The following is a 16309-nucleotide window of genomic DNA, read 5'->3' as shown; positions in this document are numbered from 1 at the left end:
GAACGATCGCGCGGCCGAGTCCGCGGTCAGCGGGCCCGGAGCACGACGATGCCCGGGGTCGACCGGACGTAATCGGCGAACGGCGAGTCGACCACCTTCTGATTGCCCGCGAGCGAGGACGCATTGCGGAAGACCGGACCCGCGTCGGTCATGACGAAGATGCCGACGTGGGTCACGTCCAGGCCCGGTTGGTCCGCGTACGCGCCGATGTAGTCGCCGGTGCGCAGCCCGCTGACGACGTCCGGGCCGACAGCGGCGCTCGGAATGTAGGTGACGGCGCGATCGACCACGGGGAGTCCGGGCAGATACGTGCCGCCGTCGGCTTCGGCGTTGAGGTGCTTGGTGACGGTCACGGCCGCGGCGCTCAACGTCGCCGTGATGTCGGTGGCCGCGGCTTCGGCGACCTGCGACCAGTCGGTGAAGAAGTGCTTGCGCTGCTGGAAATCGACTCGGCCACCGGCGTAGCGCGTCCGGATCAGGTTCGTCGTGAACTGGTCGCGGTCGGTCGATCCGGTGAGTGCGTGGACATAGTCGAGGTAAGTGAAGCAGTCCACGCGGCGGAAGTCGATGACCAGTCGTTCGGGCTCGGTCGCCGACCCGACGAGCATGTTCGCGCCATAGGGCGTGCCGAGGAAGGGGCGCGACAGCAGCTCGATCAGCTCCGCCTTGCTCGCCGAGACGGGCGCCTTGGCGCGCAACGCCAGCAGTTCGTCGAGCTTTCCGGCGGTGACGTCGTCGAGGTGCGCGCCCTCCGGCGCGCCGAGTGCCGAGGGCGGAATCGACACAGCGCAGCAGACGAGGGCCGCGAGGACGAGCAGTACCCGGGCGATGATGCGCAAGACGCCTCCAGCGGAAGGATCGGCCGATCGGTACACAACAGCGCTACCACGGTAACCCGGCGACGGCATCGGCAAGACCTAGCGCCGTCCAAACACCCTCGCTGGTGGACTGAACGCCGGGTCACGACGCGGTGGCCCCACGTTCCGACCGAAAGGGTTTTCCGACATGACGAGAATCGTTCGAGCCACCCTGGCTCTCGGCGGCCTGCTCGCCGCGGGGGCGCTGCTGGTTCCGGCGACCGCCTCCGCGCAGCCGCAACCGGGTGGACTCCTGGAGACGACATGCAGCTTCGCGCAGATCGACGCCGCCGTCCACGCCCAGTTCCCCGACGCCGCCGCCCGGCTCGACGCGCATCCCGACCGCAAGGCGAAACTCCAGGAACTGCTGAGTCTCCCGGTCGAACAGCGCAAACAGCGCGCCAAGGAGTTCCTGGACAACCACCCCGAGGCCAAGCGCAAGTTCGAGGAGCATCGCGACTCGCCGCGGGCTCAGCAGCACCGCGAGAAGCTGCGCGTCCTCGCCGACACCTGCCACAACTACTGAGCACGTCGCGGGCGAGGTGTCGGACTCGCCCGCAACCGGCGTGCGGCCCGGCTAGCCCCGGGCGCCCGGGAGGTCGACGGTGATCGCCAGACCGCCGTCCGGTCGCGCCGCCGCTCGCACCGTGCCGCCGTGGGCCTGTGCGACGGAACGCACGATCGACAAACCGAGCCCGGCGCCGCGGGTCTCGGAATCGGCCAAGCGTTCGGCGCTGGACAGTCTGCGGAACGGCTCGAACAGACTGTCGACTTCGAACACGGGTACCGGCGGGCCACTGTTCTCGACGGTGAGGACGGCGCGGGCACCGCTCGTCCGCGATCGGATGACCACCCAGCCGTTCTCGGGGACGTTGTAGCGCAGGGCGTTGTCCAGCAAATTGTGGACCAGGCGTTCCAGCAGCAGCGGATCCCCCGACACGGGAGCGGATTCCAGATCGGTGGTGATCTCGGCTCCGGGTCGCCCGGCCCCCGTGCCGGCCGCGTCGGCGGCGATGTCGGCGAGGTCGGCCCGGCAGTGCTCGGTCAGCCGCTGTTCGCTGGTGGCCAGCACCAAGAGGCCGTCGATGAGTCGTTCGTGACGGCGGTTGACCTCCAGCAGCGTGGCCCCGAGTCTGCGGGTGGACTCGGGGACGCCGGGGTCCTCCAGCGCCACCTCGATCAGCGTCCGGTTGATGGTCAGCGGTGTGCGCAGCTCGTGCGAGGCGTTCGCCACGAATCGGCGCTGTCCGTCGAACGCCCGGTCCAAGCGCTCCAGCATCGCGTCGAAGGTGTCGGCCAGGTCTTTGATCTCGTCTTGTGGGCCGTCGAGGGCAATGCGCTCGTGCAGGCTCGTATCGGCCACCCGCCGTGCGGTCGCGGTGATCCGCTGCAATGGCTGCAAAGCGCGCCCGGCCAGCAGCCAGCCGAACCCGCCGGCGGCGATTCCCACCGCGCCGAGGGATACCAGTGACCACACCAGCATGGCGCGCAAGGTGTCCCGCCGGTTGCGTTGGGCCTGCTCGGTCAGTGCTTTGAACAGCTCCGTGGAGACCGGGGCCCGGTTCCGCTCCGCCCGCTCGATGAGATACGCCCGTACCACTTGCTGCGCGCCGCCGCCGGGCCGTCGCTCCAGCGACTGGTTCAAGTAGAAGTACATCAACGCGACCAAGACCGCGCCGGCCAGGAAGAACGCCGTCGCGTACAGCAGCGTCAGCCGCAGCCGAATGGTGCGTCCACTCATCGGATGCGGTACCCCACGCCGGGCTCGGTCTCGATCAGCCGCGGGTCGCCCAGTTTCCGCCGCACGTTCATGATCGTGTACCGCACGACGCCGGTGAACGGGTCGATGTGCTCGTCCCACGCCTTCTCCAGCAATTGCTCGGCCGAGACCACGCCGCCGTCCGCGCGCAGCAGTTCGGCCAGCACCGCGAACTCCTTGCGCGACAGCGTGACCGGCTCGCCGTTCCTGGTCACGGCGAACCGGTGCGGGTCGAGCCGGATGCCGGACCGTTCCAGCACCGGGGGAGCGGCGGTGCGCGCCCGTCGTCCGAGCGCCTGGATACGGGCGACCAGCTCGGCGAACGCGAACGGCTTCGTCAGATAGTCGTCCGCGCCCAGGCCCAGACCCGCCACCCGCTCGGCCACGGCGCTCGCGGCCGTCAGCATCAGAATCCGCGCCGAGCCGCCCGACTCGATGAGCGTGCCGCACACCACATCGCCGGAGACGCCGGGCAGGTCCCGATCGAGTACCACCACGTCGTAGTCGTTCACGCCGGTGCGCTCCAGCGCCGCCGCGCCGTTGTACACCACGTCGACCGCCATGGCACGCCGGCGCAGTCCGTCGGCGATCGCGTCGGCCAGCAATGTCTCGTCCTCGACCACAAGCACCCGCATCTCGTCATCGTGCCCCCTCCCGTTGTTGGGCGGACGTTAGTTCGGCTTCGGCGGGCAGGTCTGGGTAGGCTCGCGCACGACCCGGCGCACCCGACTCACCAGGAGAGACAAGCCATGGCAGGCGACTGGAACACTCAGATCATCGAAGAATTCCGCGCCAACCAAGGCAAGGTCGGCGGCCCCTTCGCCGGCCGCGAATTGCTCCTGCTCACCAGCATCGGGGCCAAGTCGGGGCGCCCGCGCACCAATCCGCTCGCGTTCATCCGCGACGGTGGCGACATCGTGGTCGTCGCCTCCAAAGCGGGCGCGCCCACCAATCCCGACTGGTTCCACAACGTGCGCGCCAACCCCTCGGTGACGCTCGAAATCGGCACCGAGACCCTGGAGGCGACCGCGACTCCGATCACGGAAGGCCCGGAGCGCGACCGCCTCTACGCCGCGATGGTCGAGGTGATGCCGGGCTTCGCCGAATACCAGGAGAAGACCGACCGGGTGATTCCGGTCGTCAAGCTGACGCCGCGCTGAGCGGAGCCGGTGTGCCTACCGCGCCGAGACGGTTCGACAAGGAAACCGCGTCGCGGCGGCGCGCAATAGCCGGGAGCGTTGATCACCCTGCCCCCACCGAGGACAGCAGCATGGGCAGGGCGTCGCGCATTCCCGGCCCTCCAGGTTGGGCGAGGACACCCCGATGTCGAGAATCCGGTCACTGACGCGGTTTTCCCAGCGCACCGTCGGCGCCGCGAACGCCGGTGGCGTGGAGAGGAAAGGCACGGTGAGGCCCGCTAGGACGGTGGCGATGGCGAGTGTTATCCGGATCAGACGACTCAACGGTCGGACCTTTCGCGGATCTCAGCCTGCGGTGATTCCGGTGATCAGCGTTTGATCCGTACCGGTACGTGTGGTGATGAACTGGGTGAAGGTGTTCGACTCTTCGCCGGGGAACTGCTGCGTCAACCGGACTTCCCACCGCGCCTGACCGTCGGGACCGTCTCCGGCCCGGGAGATCTGCACGCAGTAGCGGGTGCCCACCGGCACCTGATTGATGCCGCGCTGGATCTGATCGGCGGGTGACACCGCCGCGTCGGGGGCCACCACCGCGCGGGCCCGGTACCCCGACCGTTCGGCGTAGTAGGCGTACTCGAAGGCGAAGATGGCGTCGGGGCCGTTACCGGTGCCGCCCGGGTCGGTGCCGGAAATGACGTCTGCGGTGCGCTTCTGCTCACATCCCGGTGTGGCGATGGCCCACGGGGGCTTGACCCGTGAGGTGGATGGCGCGGTGGCCGGCGCGGGTCCGGCCGCGCGCGGCGGCGAGGTCGCCGCCGCTTTGCGCGAATTCGCCTCGGAACCGTAGATCATGGCCAGGCCGATCGAGATGGTGGCGACCACGATGCCAAGCACGATCAACACGGTCAGGGAGCGATTGCTTCGCTGTTGATCGGTGCGGCGCGGACGGCGCACCGGGGTGCCGGGCTGGATGCCGGATCGGTTGACGATGGCGGGTGCGGTGCCGCGGCTGTCCTCGGCCTTGACCGTCTCCGGCTCGGCGGGCGCGCTGCGCTGCGGCGCGGCCACCGTTTGCGGCGGTCGCGCCGCCGGTGGCGCGGGTTCGAGCCATTGCTCCCACTCGCCGAGTCGCGGGCGGACTGTCGGCCGCTCCGGCGGGCGCGATGGTTCCGCGGCCTGGTATTCCGGTTCCCGGCGACGAATCTGCTTGCGACGGCCGGGCGACCGGCGACGCTTCGACGGCTTGCCCGCGGGAATGCGCAGCATCGGCAGACCCGTGTCGAACGGATTGCTCTGGCCTGCGCTCTGACTGGGATGCTCCCGGTCAGGGGGCGTCATCGTCGAATTCGCCCAGCACCGGTACGACCGCCGTCACCGCGGACGGGATGGTTACGCCGAGCTGTCCGTCGCGCGGCTTGTGCTCCTGGTCCGCACCGCCCGGCGGCGGGGCGGGCGGCACCACCATGCCCCCGGTGGGGCCGGGATGCGCGGGGTGGTCGGGGCTGCTCGCGGGCGCGGGCGGCGCGCTGTCGACGCTGGGTGGCGTGACCGCGGGCGCGGGCCTGCTCTCCGGCCTCGGTACGTCCGCCCGCGCGGCCGGCGCCGAGTTGCCGGGCGGGATCACCGAACCGGGCCCGGTGGTCGACGGCTTGTGCTCCGGGGACCCGCCGAAGTCGAACAGCTTCGAGGAATTCTTCGAGTCGTCGCCGTTCGTGCCGGAGTTGGTGGTGGAGCCCGGGTTGATCAGTTCCGGGATCGCCTTGTCCGCGGCCGCCGCGACGGTGTCGATGCCGTGGATGCCGACTTCGGCGATCTTGTCGATGATGTGCGTGCCGATGTCGACGCCCGCGTTGATGGCCGTGGTGCCGAGATCCACTCCCGCGGAGATGAGCGCCTGCTGCAATTGGAGCTGCGCGGCGAGGGCCGGGTCCATGGGTTGCGTGGTCGCGGGCGCGGTGGCGCCGGGCGCGGTGGTGCCGGGCACGACTTGTGCGGTGCCACCCTGACCGGCGGCGGCCTGGCCTTGGCTGACGCCGGACGGTGCGGTGACCGTGAGCGGTCCCATCTCGTCGAGTCGCCTGGTGTGGTCGTCCATTTCGGTGCGCGCGGCCGTCACGGTGGTGAGCGCGTCGCGCAGCGCGAGGGTGGCGCGCGCGATGACGGCGTCGGTCTCCGGCGCCGAGCTCGCGTTGTCCAGGATCTCCCGCGCGTCACGCCGGAAGTCGGCGATGATCTGGTCGACGCGCCGCGCCGCGCGCCCGGAGGTGGCGTGCGCGTCGGCGAGCACGGACAGATACGCGGGCCCTCGATCGGAGATGTCACCGATCTGGGTCTGCGTCGTGCGCAGCGCGGGCACGGCGTTGTCGGCGGCACGGGAGGTCCAGCTCGACTCCAGCGCGTGCAGACCTTCGCGGTGCGGGCCTTCGGTGTCCGCCGCCTGGGTGGAGGCGGCCGAGAGCGCCCCGGTCGCCGCCGCGCTCGGCACGCCGACTCCGGTGCCGAGCGAGGAGCGCAGCGTCAGCAGCGGTTTCACCAGCGCGGCGATGATCGGCGGATCGACGCCGGGCGCGGTGCTCGGCGGCCGGGTGGCCTCGGCGGCGGGCTGGGTGGCGTGCGCCCGTTTCCGCAGTCCCATCAGGCTTCTCATGCCAGTGCCTCCCCGGACCGGGTGATCGCGGCCGCCGTCGCGGCGTCGACGTCCTGCGCGTTCTCGCGGTACTCGCGCAGGACGCGGCCGTAGGCGCCGACCAGCTGCCCGGCGGTCGACAACGCTTCCGCGTGTTCGGCGACGGCCGCGGAGAAGCGGGCCGCGAACTCCGCGCCGACGAGCCCGAGATCGGCGGCCAGCCGGTCCGGATCCACCGCGCCGGAGGCGACCGTGGCCGCCGACGCCAATTGTTTGGACACCGCGTCCGCGATCGCGGTGTAGGCGGCCACCGCCGCCGGGTCGAGCCTGAGCGTGTCCACTGTTCCCCTCCCGGATCCCAGTCTGTCGCTACCGCGCCATGATTCACCGCCAAGGGTACTGTGCCGCAGGGCCGCCATGCGCCCGATCCTGGGTGGTCTGTTCCGTGCGAATGCCGCCCTTCCGGGTTTCCGATCTCCGCCGCAGTGCGAAGTGCGTACCCGCCGCCTCCGCACGCGTTGTGCCGGGCGCGGGCCGACGCCCCTGTTCACCAGCCCTCCTGAGCCGCTTACCTGTCCGGCCGCGATGGCGTCCCTGCGAGCCACGCTGGCGTGTCGAGATTGTTATTCGGAACAACAAATTAGTGGTTGTGCCCTGCGTCACAGTCCCATATGTTGCTGTGAACAACATTCGTTCCACTCCGGCCGGCCGGGACAACGTCTTCGGCCGGTGATGAAAGGCCCACTCATGCGTAAGGGCATGTTCAGCGCTGCCGCGCTGTCGTTCGCGCTGCTGGTCGCCACGCTCACCGCGTGCGGCGACGACTCCGCGGACCCCGGCGGCAGAACCCAGATCGGCGTGATCCTCCCGGACAGCAAGACATCCGCGCGCTGGGAGACGGCGGATCGCAAGTACCTGCGGCAGGCGTTCGAGGCGGCGGGCGTCAAGGCCGATATCCAGAACGCCCAGGGCGACAAGAACGCCTTCCAGACCATCGCCGACCAGATGATCACCAACGGAGCCTCGGTGCTGGTGATGACCAACCTGGACAGCGGCACCGGCAAAGCGGTGATCCAGAAGGCGAAGTCGCAGGGCGTCACCGTGATCGACTACGACCGGCTCACCCTCGGCGGCGGCGCCCAGTACTACGTCTCCTTCGACAACGTGAAGGTCGGCAGCCTGCTCGGTGCGGGTGTCGCGCAGTGCCTGACCGATCGCAACGCGGTGCGCCCGGTGGTCGCGTACCTGAACGGCGGACCCACCGACAACAACGCGACCCTGCTGAAGACCGGCTACGACGGGGTGCTGAAGCCCCGGTTCGAGGCGGGCCAGTACGTCAAGGGTCCCGATCAGGCCGTCCCCGAGTGGGACAACACCAAGGCGGGCACCATCTTCGAGCAGATGCTCACCGGCAGGCCGGACATCGGGGGTGTCGTCGCGGCCAACGACGGCTTGGCCAATGCCGCCATCGCGGTGCTGAAGAAGCAGAAGCTGAACGGTCAGGTGCCGGTCAGCGGACAGGACGCCACGGTGCAGGGCCTGCAGAACGTGCTGGCGGGCGACCAGTGCATGACCGTCTACAAGGCGATCCAGAAGGAAGCCGAGGCAACCGCGAAACTCGCGGTGGCGCTGGTGAAGGGGGAGCAGGGCGCGACCAACGGCGCGGTGCGCGACCCGGAGTCGAACGCCGACGTGCCGTCGGTGCTGCTGGAGCCCAAGCCGATCTATCCGCGCGACGTCAAGGACGTGGTGGCCGACGGCTACGTCACCAAAGCCGAGTTGTGCACCGGTGAGTTCGCGAAACTCTGTGCGGACAACGGGATCTGATATCGCCCGCCCCTTCCGCGGTTCGATGAGGGGATTGCGGAAGGGGCTCCATCCCTGCGGAGGAGCTAACCCATGTCCGAACTGCCGGTCATCGAATTACGCGGAGTAGAGAAGAGTTTCGGCCCCGTCCACGTCCTGCACGAAGTCGCGTTCAGCGCCTATCCCGGCGAGGTGACCGCCCTCGTCGGCGATAACGGCGCGGGCAAATCCACGCTGGTCAAATGCATCGGCGGCACCCACCCGATCGACGCGGGCGAGTTCCTCTTCGATGGCGCTCCGGTGCAGGTGCACAGTCCGCGTGACGCGGCCGCGCTCGGCATCGAGATCGTCTACCAGGACCTCGCGCTCTGCGACAACCTCGACATCGTCCAGAACATGTTCCTCGGCCGGGAACGCAGGCGCGGTCTCGTGCTCGACGAATACGCGATGGAGGAACTCGCCGGAAAGACGCTGGCGAGCCTGTCGGTGCGTACCGTCAAGTCGGTGCGGCAGCAGGTCGCCAGCCTGTCCGGTGGGCAGCGCCAGACGGTGGCCATCGCGAAAGCCGTGCTGTGGAACAGCAAAGTGGTGATCCTGGACGAGCCGACGGCCGCGCTGGGCGTCGCGCAGACCCAGCAGGTGCTCGAGCTGGTCCGCAGGCTCGCCGACCAAGGTCTCGCGGTGGTGCTGATCTCGCACAACATGAACGACGTCTTCGCGGTGTCCGACCGGATCGCGGCGCTCTACCTCGGCCGGATGGCCGCCCAGGTACGGACCTCCGACGTGACGCACGCGCAGGTCGTCGAATTGATCACGGCAGGCCGCAGCGGCGCGCTCGGCCTCGAGGCGAGCGGAGCGACCCGATGACCGCGGTGACCACCGAGCGGCGACCGGCGGCGCCGGTGACCGACCTGATGAGCGGCTACGTCGGCCGGGTGCGCGGCGGCGACATGGGGGCGTTGCCCTCGGTGCTCGCGCTCGTCGTCCTCTCGGCCGTCTTCTGGGCGGCGCGCCCGGTCTTCATGTCCGAGGCGAACTTCGCCAACCTGTTCACGCAGGGCGCGGCCATCGCGGTGATCGCGATGGGGCTGATCTTCGTGCTGCTGCTCGGCGAGATCGACCTGTCGGCCGGATTCACCAGCGGGGTCTGCGCCGCCGTGCTCGCCGTGCTGCTCACCGACGAAGGATGGCCGTGGTACGCGGCGGTGCTGGTCTCGCTGCTCACCGGCGTGGCGATCGGACTCGCGATCGGCACGGTCGTGGTGAAGATCGGGATCCCGTCGTTCGTGGTGACGCTGGCGGCGTTCCTCGCGCTGCAAGGCGTGGCGTTGAAGATCATGGACAACGGCCGCAACATCGCCATCCGCGACGAGACGATCGTCGCGATCGCGAACAAGAACGTGCCGCCGCCGATCGGCTGGGCGCTGTACGCGCTGCTGATCGCCGGTTTCGCACTGATCCAGTACCGGAAGTGGCGGGCGCGCACGAAACTCGGGCTCACCGGCACGACGGCGCGGGCGGTGGCGCTGCGGGTCGTGCTGCTGGCCGTCGTGGCGGGCGCGGCGGTGCTGGTGCTCAACGGCGAGCGCAGCCGCAATCCCGCGGTGCACTCGCTGGCGGGGATGCCCATTGTCGTGCCGCTGATCGTGGCGCTGTTGCTGCTGTGGACGTTCGTGCTCGACCGCACCGCGTTCGGCAGGCACATCTACGCCGTGGGCGGCAACGCCGAGGCCGCCCGGCGCGCAGGCATCGCGGTGGATCGCGTGAAGATCACCGCCTTCGTGCTGTGTTCCACGATGGCGGCGGTCGGCGGGCTCATCGCGGCCTCGCGCGCGAACTCCGTCGATCCGAACACCGGCGGCAGCGACGTGCTGCTGACGGCGGTCGGCGCGGCGGTGATCGGCGGCACCAGCCTGTTCGGCGGTCGCGGGCGGATGCTGGACGCGGTGCTCGGCGCGGCGGTGGTCGCGGTGATCAACAACGGGATGGGGCTGATGGGCTACAGCGCGGGCACGAAATTCGTTGTGACAGGATTCGTGCTGCTCTTGGCGGCCGGAGTGGACGCCCTGTCCCGTAAGCGAGCGCTCCCGCAACGATGAATCCCAGCCCCGTGACGAAAGCCCGGTGAATGCGAGCAGCACCTTCGCCCGAGGAGATCCGCACGCGCAACCTCGCCGCGCTGCTGCGGCACGTGCACCGTGACGGGGCGGTGTCGCGTGCCGCGCTCGCCGAGCGAATGGGATTGAACCGCAGCACCATTCTCGCGCTCACCACCGACCTGGCCGCGGCGGGCCTGGTGAGCGAGGAATTGCCCGGCCAGACCGGGCGGGCGGGCAGGCCGTCGCTGGTGGTGCGTCCGCGGGCCGACCGGGTCTACGTCGTCGCGCTGGACGTCGGGGCGGATCGTCTGGCCGCCGCGCGGGTCGGGCTGGGCGGCTCGGTGCTCGATCGCACCGAGACCGCCCGTCCCGGCCGCGCGTTCGACCCGGACGACGTGATCGCCGCGCTGACGGGCATGGCCGGGGCGATGATCGCCGCGGCGGCACCGGACGCTCGATGCGTGGGCGTGGGGGTCGCGTTCTGCGGCATGGTCCGCGAGGAGGACGGCGTGGTGCGCTACGGGCCGAATCTCGGCTGGGTGGATGTCGCGTTCGGCGCGGAGCTGACCAGGGAACTCGATCTCGGGACGCGCGTCGCGGTCGGCAACAACGCCAATCTCGGCGCGCTGGCCGAACGCGAACGCGGCGCGGGCGCGGGCCTGGCGAATCTGATCTATCTGCACGGCGACGTCGGCATCGGCGGCGGCATCATCATGAACGGCGAGTTGCTCGGCGGGGAGGGCGGTTACGGCGGGGAAGTCGGGCACATGATCGTCCACCCGGGTGGTCGGCCCTGCGCCTGCGGATCCCGGGGCTGCCTCGAGGCCGAGGCGGGCGAGCTCGGATTGATCGCGGCGGCGGGGCGCTCCGATCCTCCGGGGCAGGCGGCGGTCGACGCGATCGTCGAGTCCGCCGCCCGCGGCGACGCCGTGGCCCGCGACGCGCTGCACCAGGTCGGCGAATGGCTCGGCTACGGCGTGGCCAATCTGGTGAACATCTTCAATCCGTCGATGGTGGTGTTCGGCGGCGTGCTGCGGGAGATCTATCTGGCGTCCGCGGCGCAGGTGCGCAGCCGCGTGGCCGTGAACGGTCTGCAAGCCGTTCGCGAACAGGTCCGGTTGCGCACCAGCGCGCTCGGCGGCGACGCGACCTTGATCGGCGCCGCGGAACTGGCTTTCACCGATGTGCTCACCGATCCGCTGCAGACGCTGACGCGCACGTCGGCGGCGCGCACTTGACGGAAAGCTCCGCCGAGTTCGCCGCGTCGTCGTCGGTGCGCGGATCGCGTGCCGGTCGCCGTGCTTCGGTCCGGAACCGCCGGGTTCAGGCGCCCGCCGCGCTCAACTCCGACAGGTGAGCGGTGAGCAGCCGCACGCGCACGCGTTGCTCCTCGGTGGTTTCCTCGGGATGGTGGATCTCGATGCTCAGCCGATCGTCGAAGGTGCTGACGATGATGGTGCCGCTCGGCTGCTGGAGCCGGTAGCCCGTCTTGTCCGGCTTGCCCAGCATGATCGATCGGAAATCCGTGATACACAGCTCTTCCGGCACGCGGGGCCGGCGTACGCATCCCCAGTTGGTGGCCAGCACGATGCCGGGCGCGCGCGGCGGAGGCCCGGCGGTGATCTCGGGTATCTGCAGCGGAGTCTGTTGCACGAGGCCCGCGTCGAGTTCGGCGCGCAGCGTGTCGCTGACGCCGCGGGCCAGATCGACGAGCGTCGCGCCGGTTCGCGCGGGAACGAAGTTCGCGAAGCCGAGTACGTTGGTGCCCTCGGTCATCCCGATCGGCGGCGTCACCCGGGTGCGCAGGTCGACCGAGTAGGTGTAGAGCAGGTCGGTGAGCGGCAGCCCGCGCAGCTCCGCCTCGGTGAGCAGGATCGCGGCGGAGGCGAGGCCGTTGATCGTGGTGTTCTCCCGGTGCCCGAGCTCGACGAGCGCGGCGGTCTGCGTCCGGGTGAGCCTGCAGCGTGCGGTTCGGGGCACGAGGTATTCGGGATCCTCCGGGCCGCAGTAGGCCCGCGCGGCGGGGCGCGGCGGTGCGGCGGCCGTCTCGATCTTGCGCACGCCACGCTCGTGCAGCAGGTCTTCCACCGAGCGCGGGAAGCCCGGTGGCGGCAGTTCGAGCGGCCTGGACCGGACGAGGTCGGTGTAGCAGGACCACAGCTCGGCGAACACAGCCAGCGAATGATAGGCATCCGCGACACTGTGGTGGGTCACCAAGGTGACACCCGCCGTGGCGCCGTCGCGGACCACGCACAGCGCGGCGAGCGCGGTGCGCTGATCCAGCCGGGCGCCGGTGAGCAGCTGTTCCGGATCACCGTCCGCGACCGTCATCTCGGGTGTGGCGCCGGCGGATTCGAGCAGGAGATGCCCGCCGTGCCCGTCCGGTTCCAGGTGGGCGCCGAGGATCGGACGGGAGCGGGCCACGGCTTCGAACGCCGCCGACAGCGCGGCGAGATCCAACCGGCCCGCGACCCGAAGCGAATAGCCGACGAGCACTTCGCTGTTGGCGAAGATCCCCTCGCTCGGCGCCAGCGGGCGGATGACGGTTGCTGCGGTCATGTCGCTTCCTTCACCTGAGCCTGTCCCCGAGGCTAGTCCGAAGCCCGGACGCGCCAGGCTTTTTCGGCAGCATCATCTGCTTCTCGTATCGGACGTTCATGGACCGCTGTTTCGCGTCGTTGCCACATCGACACCTTGCCCGCGACCGGTGCCGCGACCGGCGGCTCGACGTTAGCTGTCGAGTCGTTAGAGTGTTACTCTAGAGTCCTGCTCTAGAGGAGGCTGGGATGACCGAACTCGTCACCTATCGGCTCGACGGCGGGATCGCCACGATCACGCTGGACGACGGCAAGGCGAATGTGATGTCCGAGAACATGATCGGCGCCATCGCCGGTGCCCTGGACCGTGCCGAAGCCGACCGGGCGGTCGTCCTGTTGACCGGGCGTTCGCGCATGTTCTCCGCCGGCTACGACCTGGCGACGTTCTCCCGTTCGCTCGACGACATCCGCCGCACACTGCGGGCGGGCGGCGACCTGGTCCACCGGCTGCTCGGGTTCCCGTATCCCGTCGTGGCGGCCTGCCCGGGCCACGCCATCGCGCAGGGCGCGTTCACGCTGCTGGCCGCAGACGTGCGCTTCGGCGTCACCGGGGATTTCAAACTGGGCCTCAACGAGGTCGCGATCGGGCTCACCATTCCGCATTACGGTGTGGAGGTGGCGCGGCACCGCCTCACCGCGCCGGGCTTCGACCGGGCGGCGAACACCGGGATCCTGGTCGGACCCGAGGAAGCCAGGGCACTGGGCTTTCTCGACGTGCTCGCCGCCGACGAGGACGACTTGCGCACGCGCGCCACGGCCGAAGCGCACCGGTTGACCGGGATCGACTTCGCCGCGCACACCGGGACGAAACTGCGAGTGCGCGCTCAGGTGCTAGCCGCGGTCCGCTCCGGCATCGACGCCGAGTTCGGCGCGTAGCCGGTCGTGCGCACCCGCGAGCGGATCCTGGCCGAAGCGACGCGACAGCTGTCGGCCAAGGGCTATCCGTCGTTCACGGTGGCAGGCGTGCGCGATCGGCTCGGCTTGTCCAGCGGCAGCATGTTCCACGCGTTCGGCTCGAAAGCCGAATTGGCGGCCGCGGTCTACGTTTCCGGGATGCTCGACTACCAGCGGACGGTGCTGGCCCGCCTCGACGCGCCCGGCGCCGGTCCCGAGCAGGCGATCCGCGCGATGCTGGCAGCCCATCTCGGCTGGGTGGAAGACCATCGCGACTTGGCCCGGTTCCTGTTCGCCACGTTGCCGGACGAGGTGGCGCGGGTCGCGGAGCCGGAACTGGCACAGCACAATCGAGCCTTCTTCGAGGCGCTGGAGCGCTGGTACGGGGAACTGCTCGGTGTGGCGGACGAGGGCGGCGAAGGCTATCCGCTGGCCCACGCGATCTGTATCGGACCGGCACAGGAGTACTGCAGGCAATGGGTGCGCGGACGGGTCACGGCGCCGCCGCGTTCGCTGACCGCCACCTTGCAGGAGGCCGCCGTCGCCGCCCTCGCCACCCTGCCGCGCTAGCACTGTCGATTCCCACGCCGGTTGCGGATCGTCCCGGGGTGATCAACAGTGGTTGGCGAGTTACGGTGCGGCGACGGGAGGCCACCATGGACCGTACGGACGTCGTTGTCGTCGGTGCGGGATATGCCGGGCTGAGCGCGGCGCGGACGCTGCGAGCGGCGGGCCGGGAGGTCGTCGTCCTGGAAGCGAACAACCGGGTCGGCGGTCGCACCCTGACCGCGCGGGTCGGCGACGGCTGGGCCGTCGACCTCGGCGGGCAGTGGATCTCCGGTGCGCACACGCGTTTCGCGGCGCTGGCCGAGGAGTACGGCGCGGCGACCTTCGCACCTCCCGAGGGGGTCGACCTGCTGGTCGAGGGAGTGGTCCGGCGGCCGTTCAGCGGCGCCCGCCCGCCACTGCCGACGTTCGTCCTGCTCGTGCTCGTCCAAGCGATGTGGCGACTGGAACGGATGGCCGCCCGCGTCGACCTCGCGCGCCCGTGGACCACGCCGGGCGCTGACCGGCTGGACGCGATGACCGCGGCGACCTGGTTGCGCCGGAACGTGCCCGAGCGGCGCGCGCGGAACCTCGCCGAGGTGATGATCGGCGAGGAACTGTGCGTCGACGTCGGCAGCATCTCGATGCTCGGCCTGCTGACCACGATCCGTTCCGCGGGCGGGGTCGAGGCCGGGATCACCGCCGAGACGGTGACCCGCCTGTTCGTCGACGGCGCCGACGGGCCCGCGCTGGCCGTCGCGGCCGAACTGGGGGACGCGGTGCGCCTCGGCGCTCCGGTCACGGAGATTCGGCAGGGCGCGGACGGTGTGCGGGTGAGCGGGGACGCCGGTGCCGTGCAGGCAGGGCACGTGATCGTGGCGGTGCCGCCCACGCTCGCCGGACGCATCGCCTACGACCCGCCGCTGCCCGCCGCGCGCGACCAGTTGACCCAGCGCATGCCGATGGGCTCGGTCCTGAAAGCGTTCGCCGTCTACGAGCGGCCGTTCTGGCGCGACGACCTGCTCACCGGTCAGTCGCTGAACCTGCACGATCCGGTGCCCGTCACCTTCGACGCCTCCCGCCCCGGCGGTCCCGGTGTGCTCGGCGCGCTGGTGCCCGGCCGGGCCGCGCAACGCCTGGCCGCGCTTCCCCCGGCCGAGCGCCGCGCCATGATCGTCGGTTCGCTCGTCCGCGCCTTCGGGCATGTCGCCCGGGAGCCGGTCGAGTGGCACGAGAAGGTTTGGGCCGACGATCCCTACGCCCGCGGCGGCTACAACTCGTTCTTCCCGCCGGGTGTTCTGACCACTCTCGGGTCGGCCCTGCGTCACCCGGTCGGCGCGATCCACTGGGCCGGAAGCGAAACCGCCACCGAGTGGTCGGGCTATATCGAGGGAGCGATCCGCTCGGGCGAGCACGCGGCAGCCGAAGTGCTCGCGGCGGATCGCGCCGCGGCGCCGGTCTGATTGCCCCAGGGTTGCCGTAACGCTGGCTCCGGCCCATCCCAGGGATCACAATGGAAAGGTGTTCCAGCGGATCGTGGTGGGCTACGACGACTCGCCCGGCGCCAGGGCCGCGTTGACGATGGCGCTCGACTTGGCGACGGTGCACCACGCCACGCTCACGGTCGTCGCGGTCGAAGAGTATCTGCCGCACTACGGTCCGGTGGTCGGCGAGATCGAGGACGAACGCTCGATCGGGCAACAAGCCTGCCATCGCTGGCTCACCACCGCCGCCGAGACGGCCGAACAGCGCGGTATCGCGGTGCGGGCCGAGATCCGCGCCGGTCAGGCGGCGCGCGAACTGGCCACCGCGGCCGCCGATCACCACGCCGACCTGCTCGTGCTCGGGCGCAGCGGGCATTCGGGCATCTGGGGCCGGTTCATCGGCAGCACCGCGGAGAAAGCCGCGCGGCACGTCGGCTGCTCGGTTCTGGTCGCGCACGACGGAGACGGCGAGGCCGGGGACCGTTGAGCGCGGCGGCGTGGT

General features: G+C 70.3%; 17 protein-coding genes. 10 read left to right on the top strand and 7 right to left on the bottom strand.

The features are described 5' to 3' along the window. Positions 1-26: 26 nt before the first annotated feature. Positions 27-839 carry a DUF1460 domain-containing protein gene (locus ABZ552_RS28215; protein WP_281875164.1) on the bottom strand — a complete coding sequence of 271 codons (813 nt, stop codon included), beginning with the start codon at positions 837-839 and terminating at the stop codon, positions 27-29. Positions 840-1005: 166 nt separating this feature from the next. On the opposite strand from ABZ552_RS28215, the gene ABZ552_RS28210 reads away from it, so the two are divergent. Continuing rightward, positions 1006-1383: a hemophore-related protein gene (locus ABZ552_RS28210; RefSeq protein ID WP_281875162.1), complete on the top strand. Its 378-nt coding sequence runs from the start codon at positions 1006-1008 to the stop codon at positions 1381-1383. Between the two features lie 51 nt (positions 1384-1434). Here the strand turns inward: ABZ552_RS28210 and ABZ552_RS28205 are convergent, their stop codons facing one another. Then, positions 1435-2598 carry an ATP-binding protein gene (locus ABZ552_RS28205; RefSeq protein WP_357440890.1) on the bottom strand — a complete coding sequence of 388 codons (1164 nt, stop codon included), beginning with the start codon at positions 2596-2598 and terminating at the stop codon, positions 1435-1437. Next, a complete protein-coding gene (locus ABZ552_RS28200) occupies positions 2595-3251 on the bottom strand; it encodes a response regulator transcription factor (protein WP_357440887.1) in 657 nt (218 codons plus the stop codon). The genes ABZ552_RS28205 and ABZ552_RS28200 overlap by 4 nt, the downstream gene beginning before the upstream one ends. 114 nt (positions 3252-3365) lie before the next feature. On the opposite strand from ABZ552_RS28200, the gene ABZ552_RS28195 reads away from it, so the two are divergent. Beyond that, positions 3366-3776, top strand: coding sequence for a nitroreductase family deazaflavin-dependent oxidoreductase (locus ABZ552_RS28195; RefSeq protein ID WP_281875159.1), 411 nt, complete (start codon positions 3366-3368; stop codon positions 3774-3776). Between the two features lie 324 nt (positions 3777-4100). Here ABZ552_RS28195 and ABZ552_RS28190 read toward each other — a convergent pair whose 3' ends face one another. The 3 genes from ABZ552_RS28190 to ABZ552_RS28180 are packed head-to-tail and all read right to left on the bottom strand — an operon-like array spanning position 4101 to position 6722. Then, positions 4101-5093 carry a hypothetical protein gene (locus tag ABZ552_RS28190; protein ID WP_357440884.1) on the bottom strand — a complete coding sequence of 331 codons (993 nt, stop codon included), beginning with the start codon at positions 5091-5093 and terminating at the stop codon, positions 4101-4103. After that, on the bottom strand, positions 5080-6402 hold the full coding sequence (locus tag ABZ552_RS28185; protein WP_357440881.1) for a hypothetical protein: 1323 nt from the start codon (positions 6400-6402) through the stop codon (positions 5080-5082). The genes ABZ552_RS28190 and ABZ552_RS28185 overlap by 14 nt, the downstream gene beginning before the upstream one ends. Continuing rightward, positions 6399-6722 (bottom strand): hypothetical protein, encoded by a 324-nt coding sequence (locus tag ABZ552_RS28180; RefSeq protein ID WP_281875156.1) that lies wholly within the window; start codon positions 6720-6722, stop codon positions 6399-6401. Before ABZ552_RS28180 ends, ABZ552_RS28185 begins: the two co-directional genes overlap by 4 nt. 406 nt (positions 6723-7128) lie before the next feature. Here ABZ552_RS28180 and ABZ552_RS28175 point away from each other — a divergent pair, with 406 nt between their 5' ends. The 4 genes from ABZ552_RS28175 to ABZ552_RS28160 all read left to right on the top strand — a co-directional run bounded on the left by ABZ552_RS28175 (position 7129) and on the right by ABZ552_RS28160 (position 11524). After that, positions 7129-8208, top strand: a complete 1080-nt coding sequence (locus ABZ552_RS28175) for a substrate-binding domain-containing protein (protein ID WP_357440877.1) — start codon at positions 7129-7131, stop codon at positions 8206-8208. 72 nt (positions 8209-8280) lie between these two features. After that, positions 8281-9054: an ATP-binding cassette domain-containing protein gene (locus tag ABZ552_RS28170; protein ID WP_281875153.1), complete on the top strand. Its 774-nt coding sequence runs from the start codon at positions 8281-8283 to the stop codon at positions 9052-9054. After that, positions 9051-10286: an ABC transporter permease gene (locus ABZ552_RS28165; protein WP_281875152.1), complete on the top strand. Its 1236-nt coding sequence runs from the start codon at positions 9051-9053 to the stop codon at positions 10284-10286. The genes ABZ552_RS28170 and ABZ552_RS28165 overlap by 4 nt, the downstream gene beginning before the upstream one ends. 29 nt (positions 10287-10315) lie before the next feature. Further along, on the top strand, positions 10316-11524 hold the full coding sequence (locus ABZ552_RS28160) for an ROK family transcriptional regulator (protein ID WP_281875151.1): 1209 nt from the start codon (positions 10316-10318) through the stop codon (positions 11522-11524). Positions 11525-11609: 85 nt separating this feature from the next. On the opposite strand, the gene ABZ552_RS28155 is transcribed toward ABZ552_RS28160, so the two are convergent. Beyond that, positions 11610-12845: a hypothetical protein gene (locus ABZ552_RS28155; RefSeq protein WP_357440873.1), complete on the bottom strand. Its 1236-nt coding sequence runs from the start codon at positions 12843-12845 to the stop codon at positions 11610-11612. A 227-nt stretch (positions 12846-13072) separates the two neighbouring features. Here ABZ552_RS28155 and ABZ552_RS28150 point away from each other — a divergent pair, with 227 nt between their 5' ends. From ABZ552_RS28150 to ABZ552_RS28135, 4 genes are all read left to right on the top strand, one after another. Continuing rightward, complete coding sequence (locus ABZ552_RS28150) at positions 13073-13759, top strand: crotonase/enoyl-CoA hydratase family protein (RefSeq protein WP_281875149.1); 687 nt, start codon at positions 13073-13075, stop codon at positions 13757-13759. Between the two features lie 6 nt (positions 13760-13765). Next, the gene (locus ABZ552_RS28145; protein WP_281875148.1) at positions 13766-14347 is read left to right on the top strand and encodes a TetR/AcrR family transcriptional regulator; all 582 of its coding nucleotides are present in this window, start codon (positions 13766-13768) and stop codon (positions 14345-14347) included. A gap of 86 nt (positions 14348-14433) precedes the next feature. Continuing rightward, positions 14434-15786, top strand: coding sequence for a flavin monoamine oxidase family protein (locus ABZ552_RS28140; RefSeq protein ID WP_357440869.1), 1353 nt, complete (start codon positions 14434-14436; stop codon positions 15784-15786). 58 nt (positions 15787-15844) lie between these two features. Beyond that, a complete protein-coding gene (locus ABZ552_RS28135) occupies positions 15845-16294 on the top strand; it encodes a universal stress protein (protein ID WP_357440866.1) in 450 nt (149 codons plus the stop codon). Positions 16295-16309: the final 15 nt, after the last annotated feature.

Source organism: Nocardia sp. NPDC019219, assembly GCF_040632645.1.
In the GTDB taxonomy this organism is placed as follows: domain Bacteria; phylum Actinomycetota; class Actinomycetes; order Mycobacteriales; family Mycobacteriaceae; genus Nocardia; species Nocardia sputorum.
The sequence above is the reverse complement of the archived record's forward strand: the minus strand, read 5'-3'. Positions and strand labels throughout refer to the sequence as shown.